The sequence below is a fragment of the Streptomyces sp. NPDC059668 genome (assembly GCF_042734135.1).
Lineage (GTDB): Bacteria > Actinomycetota > Actinomycetes > Streptomycetales > Streptomycetaceae > Streptomyces.
On sequence record NZ_JBHWEL010000003.1, the window covers coordinates 213,465 to 218,955 of the forward strand.

Genomic DNA, 5,491 nt, shown 5'->3' on the forward strand with positions numbered 1-5,491 from the left:
TCCGGGCTCCCCTCCCGCCCCGTCACCGGAACCCCGGCTACGCCACCCCGCCCCCCACGCGCCCGCGGCGTGGTGGGTTGGTTTTTTGGGTTTCCCCGCGCGCCGCCCCCCCGGGCGGCCCCCCCCGACACCGGCGGCGCGGGCGTGTCAGTGGTGGTGACCGCTCCGTCCGAGGGTCTGCACGGGGGTCGCGCCGGGACGGGTCCACTGCGGCACGGGGCGGCTGGTCGGGCCCCAGGTGGCGACCCCGTCGGCGTCCGAACGCCAGTACCAGCAGGCCTGACGGCCCCGGGCCGGGTGCCCCTCGTGGACGTCGCCGATCACGGCACGGCCCTCGGGGTTGTCCTCCCACGCCTCGCCGCGGCCGTACGACGTCATGTCGAGCAGGGCGAGGGACCCGTTGACCGGCTCGTTGCCACGGCCCGTGGTGGAGTAGGTGAGGAACACGCGGTCGCCGTCGCGCAGGAAGCAGACGATGTGCCCCATGTTCCCGCCGATCGGGGCGTCCACGTCGCGCACGGAGTACCAGGGCTGGGTGTAGCCCATGAAATCGACGAAGGGGGCCACCTCGTCCCAGCGACCCGTGGTGAGGATGGCCAACGAGACACCGCGGGCGTTGAGGTAGACCGCGTCCTTCAGGTGCCAGGCCGTGGTCGTACAGCCCTCGCACTGACCCTGGTGCGGCGCGCCGTCGTGCCACATGTGCTGGTACACCACGAGCTCGTCGCGGCCCTGGAACAGGTCGAGGAACGGGACCGGGCCGTCGGGCCCGACGACCTCCACCGTCCCGTCGACCTCGACCATCGGCAGCCGGCGGCGGGCCGCGGCGAGGGCGTCGCCCGCGCGGGTGTGGGCCTTCTCCCGGACCAGCAGCTCGCCGCGCGCCGCCTCCCAGGTGGCCAGGTCGACGACGGGCGGCTTGCCGGTCATCTCGCCGCTCGCGCGGCCGGGCGTGGTCGTCATGTGTCCTCCGTGGTGTCTCGTGCCGGGCGGCGTCGAACGACGCTGCCACGGTGTCCACCGGAACAGACTCGCGACACGGCCGGAACTCATCGCAGCCGGAACTCGTCGCGGCGGGCGAAGCCCGTCGACCCGTGCGCACCGCTCCCGCCGGCGGGTGCGCGCGCCGGGAGCTCGACTGACGGGATGCCCCCGTTCGAGCCACCGGCCGGGTGGGCCGACGCGGCGGCCGACAACGCCGGTTGCCTCGACCAGCGGTTCGGCGGAGCACTTCCCCGGTCCGGGGCCGACAGGCAACTCGGTGTCCGGGACGCGCCATTGGAGCGGTCCGTCCCTCAGTGACGGCGCCGCTTCGCGCGTGGTCCGCGCGTCGTCGTCTGATTCAGGCCGCGCTCCGGTGGGCGCGTACGCCCGTGGCCCGATCGAGACCGCTCTGCCCCGCCGGTCGGGCCTCCGACCCCGAACTCCTTGTCGTCACCGGTCGTTGAGCGCCTGGCGGCGACAAGGGCACCGGTCGCCGCCGGGCGCCGCCCGGGCCTTGATCACACTGTCCAAATATCGCCGGTTATCCGATAAACCCGACATGCAGCAAGATCGCTGCATCGAGGTAACTCGGTCGGCGAGAAGGGCAAGTCGGGCGCACCGGCCGTTACGGTTCCGGTGGATCTGGACGGATTCTCCGCGTTTCCCCTCCCTGTTTCCGCGCTCCACGGTCGACGCTCCCGCGCCGACCGACGCCGTCCCGAAGGAGATCTCGCTCGATGACCGTTGAGACCAGCCCGGAAGCAGGGCTGGAGCCACGTCGGCAGTCCAGCCTGGGCACCGCGGCCGCCCGCAACCTCGCCCACACGACCAAGTCCGCCCCGCAGATGCAGGAGATCACCTCACGGTGGCTGTTGCGGATGCTCCCCTGGGTGGAGACCAAGGGCGGCACCTACCGGGTGAACCGCCGGCTGAGCTACAACGTCGGCGACGGACGCGTCGAGTTCGTCCAGGACGGTGCCGACGTCCGTGTGATTCCCCGCCGGCTCGGTGAACTGCCGCTGCTGCGCGGTTTCGAGGACGTCGAGGTGCTGACGGCGATCGCCGACCGGTGCGTCCCACGCGACTTCCGGGCCGGCGAGGTACTGGTCAGTCGTGGCACCCCCGCCGAGCAGATCCACCTGATCGCCCACGGCCGGATCAGCCAGACGTCCGTCGGCGCGTACGGGGACGAGGTGACGGTCGCCGTGCTCGCCGACGGCGGCCACTTCGGCGAGCACGCCCTTGTGGACACCGACGCGAGGTGGGACAGCACCCTCACCGCTCAGACGGCGGGCACCCTGCTGACCCTGTCCCGCTCCGACTTCGCCGCCGTGTTGTCCTCGGCCCCCGGCCTGCGGACCCACGTGCAGCATTTCGGCGCGCTGGCCCTCCGGCGGCAGAACCACCACGGCGAGGCCGAGATCGCCATGTCGGCGGGTCACACCGGCGAAGCCGAGCTGCCGGGCACCTTCGTCGACTACGAACTCCACCCGCGGGAGTACGAACTCTCCGTCGCGCAGACGATCCTGCGCGTCCACTCGAGGGTCGCGGACCTCTACAACGGTCCGATGAACCAGACGGAGGAACAACTCCGTCTCACCGTCGAGGCGTTGCGCGAACGCCAGGAGCACGAGCTCATCAACAACCGCGAGTTCGGCCTGCTGCACAACGCCGCCTTCAAGCAGCGGATCCAGAGCCACTCCGGGCCGCCCACACCGGACGACCTCGACAATCTGCTCTGCCGGCGCCGCGGCACCAAGTTCTTCCTCGCCCACCCCAGGACGATCGCGGCGATCGGCCGCGAGTTCAGCGCGTACGGGCTCTACCCGGAGCACGTCGACCTCGGCGGCCAGCAGGTCCCGGGGTGGCGCGGGGTGCCGATCCTGCCCTGCAACAAGATCCCCATCACCAGCGAGAACACCAGCTCGATCCTCGCCCTGCGGACCGGGGAGGACAACCAGGGTGTCATCGGCCTGCGTCAGACGGGGCTGGTGGAGGAGTACGAGCCGGGGATGTCGGTGCGCTTCATGGGCATCAACGAGCAGGCGATCCTCTCGTACCTGGTCAGCACGTACTTCTCCGCCGCAGTCCTGCTGCCCGACGCGCTGGGCGTGCTGGAGAACGTGCAGATCGCCCGTAGTCGCCATTAGAGGGCTCGCGTTCATCCGCCCCGGTCTCCCGGCCCTGCGAGGCCCTCCCCATCTCACCAAGGAGCCAAGGATGCCCGAGCCCGGGCCTTCCCCTGTGCAGTCGCGCCTGGCTGACGCCGTGGCCCTCGTCGCGGCCCGTACCCGTCTCACCCGCCCCGCGTCCGAGGGCGACGCCGCCGGCGACCTCGTACCACAGCTCGGGGAGGAGAGCGATGCCGTGGTGGGCCCAGCGGTCCCCGCCCCCCTGGAACGGATTCTGCGGGGTCCCAGCGGGTTGGGCACGGTCGGCCTGTACCCGACGCGGCGGGAGGCGGAACCTCCGAGCTCCCAGGAGCCCGCGCCACCGCCGGACGGCACGCCGGTCCCCGGCCTCTACCACCACCCGGTGGCACAGCCGGACCCGGTCCGGGTGGAGGAGGTCGGCCGAAGGATCAAAAGGTGGGCGGTCGACGAGGTCCAGGCCTATCCCCCGGAGTGGGAGGACCAGTTCGACGGCTTCTCCGTCGGACGCTACATGGTGGCCTGCCATCCCGACGCCCCCACCGTCGACCAACTGATGATCGCCACACGGCTGATGGTCGCCGAGAACGTGCTCGACGACTGTTACTGCGAGGACCACGGCGGCTCGCCGGTCGGGCTCGGCAGTCGCCTCCTGCTGGCACACACGGCTCTCGACCCCCTGCTCACGACGCAGGAGTACGAGCGCCCGTGGGCGGAGTCGCTCCGGACGGACGCGCCGCGGCGCGCCTACCGCTCCGCCATGGAGTACTTCGTCCAGCAGGCCACTCCCTCGCAGGCCGACCGGTACCGGCACGACATGGCGCGGCTGCACCTGGGCTACCTCGCGGAGGCCGCGTGGGCCGAGGCGGATCACGTGCCCGAGGTCTGGGAGTACCTGGCGATGCGCCAGTTCAACAACTTCCGTCCCTGCCCGACGATCACCGACACCGTCGGCGGCTACGAACTGCCGGCGGACCTGCACGCCCAGCCGGAGATGCAGCGGGTCATCGCGCTCGCCTCGAACGCCACCACCATCGTGAACGACCTCTACTCGTACACCAAGGAGCTCGACAGCCCGGGCAGACATCTGAACCTGCCCGTGGTGATCGCCGAACGTGAGGGCGTCCCCGACCGGGACGCCTATCTGAAAGCGGTCGAGATCCACAACGACCTCATGCACACATTCGAGTCCGAAGCCGCGGCCCTGGCGGCCGCCTGCCCCGTCCCGAGCGTGCTGCGCTTCCTGCGCGGCGTGGCCGTGTGGGTCGACGGCAACCACTACTGGCACCGGACCAACACCTACCGATACAGCCTGCCCGACTTTTGGTAAGGAGTGGATTCCACCATGACCAGCACCGAACTCACCACCAGCGCCACCGCGTTCATCCCCGGCCCCGCCTCGCCCTACCAGGGGGACATCGCCCGCTACTGGGACGGCGAGGCCAGGCCCGTCAACCTGCGTCTCGGTGACGTGGACGGGCTCTACCACCACCACTACGGCATCGGCGACATCGATCACGCAGCCCTCGGGGCCCCCGGGGACGGCGCGGACGGCGGGTACGAGAGCCGGCTGATCTCCGAACTCCACCGTCTGGAGTCGGCGCAGGCCGAAGTCCTCCTGGACCACCTCGGCCCCGTCGGGCGGGACGACACCCTCCTGGACGCCGGCTGCGGCCGCGGCGGTTCGATGGTCATGGCCCACCAGCGTTTCGGGTGCCGCGTCGAGGGCGTCACCCTGTCGGCCAAGCAGGCGGAGTTCGCCAACCGCCGCGCCCTGGAGCTCGGCATCGAGGACCACGTCCGCGCGCGCGTGTGCAACATGCTCGACACTCCCCTCGAAAGGGGACAGGTCGCCGCCTCGTGGAACAACGAGTCGAGCATGTACGTCGACCTGGAGGACCTCTTCGCCGAGCACTCCCGCGTCCTGTCGGTCGGCGGCCGCTACGTGACCATCACCGGCTGCTGGAACCCGCGTTACGGCCAGCCCTCGAAGTGGGTCTCCCAGATCAACGCTCACTTCGAGTGCAACATCCACTCCCGCCGGGAGTACCTCCGCGCCATGGCCAACAACCGGCTCGTACCGCAGGCCGTCATCGACCTGACGCCCGAGACCCTGCCCTACTGGGAGCTGCGTGCCACGTCCTCGCTGGTCACCGGGATCGAGACGGCGTTCATCAACTCCTACAAGGACGGCTCCTTCCAGTACCTCCTGATCGCGGCCGACCGCGTCTGACCCACCACATGACAGGTGCGGGGCCCGGACGCGTAGTTGCCCGCCATTCGGCGCCGACCGAACGTGCGAGGGGTTGGCCCCGGGGGGGGGGGCGGGCGGCCGCGCGGGGGCGGGGGGGGGGGGG

General features: G+C 70.9%; 4 protein-coding genes. 3 read left to right on the forward strand and 1 reads right to left on the reverse strand.

Annotation, left to right across the window (positions count from 1 at the left end):
- Positions 1-147: 147 nt before the first annotated feature.
- Positions 148-963, reverse strand: coding sequence for a DUF899 family protein (locus ACFV2J_RS04615; protein ID WP_385092789.1), 816 nt, complete (start codon positions 961-963; stop codon positions 148-150).
- A gap of 758 nt (positions 964-1,721) precedes the next feature.
- On the opposite strand from ACFV2J_RS04615, the gene ACFV2J_RS04620 reads away from it, so the two are divergent.
- The 3 genes from ACFV2J_RS04620 to ACFV2J_RS04630 all read left to right on the forward strand — a co-directional run bounded on the left by ACFV2J_RS04620 (position 1,722) and on the right by ACFV2J_RS04630 (position 5,367).
- Entirely contained in the window at positions 1,722-3,134 is a 1,413-nt protein-coding gene (locus ACFV2J_RS04620) for a family 2B encapsulin nanocompartment shell protein (protein WP_385437303.1), read from the forward strand.
- Positions 3,135-3,204: 70 nt separating this feature from the next.
- Positions 3,205-4,464, forward strand: a complete 1,260-nt coding sequence (locus ACFV2J_RS04625; protein WP_385091105.1) for a family 2 encapsulin nanocompartment cargo protein terpene cyclase — start codon at positions 3,205-3,207, stop codon at positions 4,462-4,464.
- A gap of 15 nt (positions 4,465-4,479) precedes the next feature.
- On the forward strand, positions 4,480-5,367 hold the full coding sequence (locus tag ACFV2J_RS04630) for a geranyl diphosphate 2-C-methyltransferase (protein ID WP_385091101.1): 888 nt from the start codon (positions 4,480-4,482) through the stop codon (positions 5,365-5,367).
- Positions 5,368-5,491 lie beyond the last annotated feature (124 nt).

Excerpts from the sequence above, each read along its gene's own strand:
- ACFV2J_RS04615 (WP_385092789.1), bottom strand. The coding sequence starts at position 963 with ATGACGACCACGCCCGGCCGCGCGAGCGGCGAGATGACCGGCAAGCCG.
- ACFV2J_RS04620 (WP_385437303.1), top strand. The coding sequence starts at position 1,722 with ATGACCGTTGAGACCAGCCCGGAAGCAGGGCTGGAGCCACGTCGGCAG.
- ACFV2J_RS04625 (WP_385091105.1), top strand. The coding sequence starts at position 3,205 with ATGCCCGAGCCCGGGCCTTCCCCTGTGCAGTCGCGCCTGGCTGACGCC.
- ACFV2J_RS04630 (WP_385091101.1), top strand. The coding sequence starts at position 4,480 with ATGACCAGCACCGAACTCACCACCAGCGCCACCGCGTTCATCCCCGGC.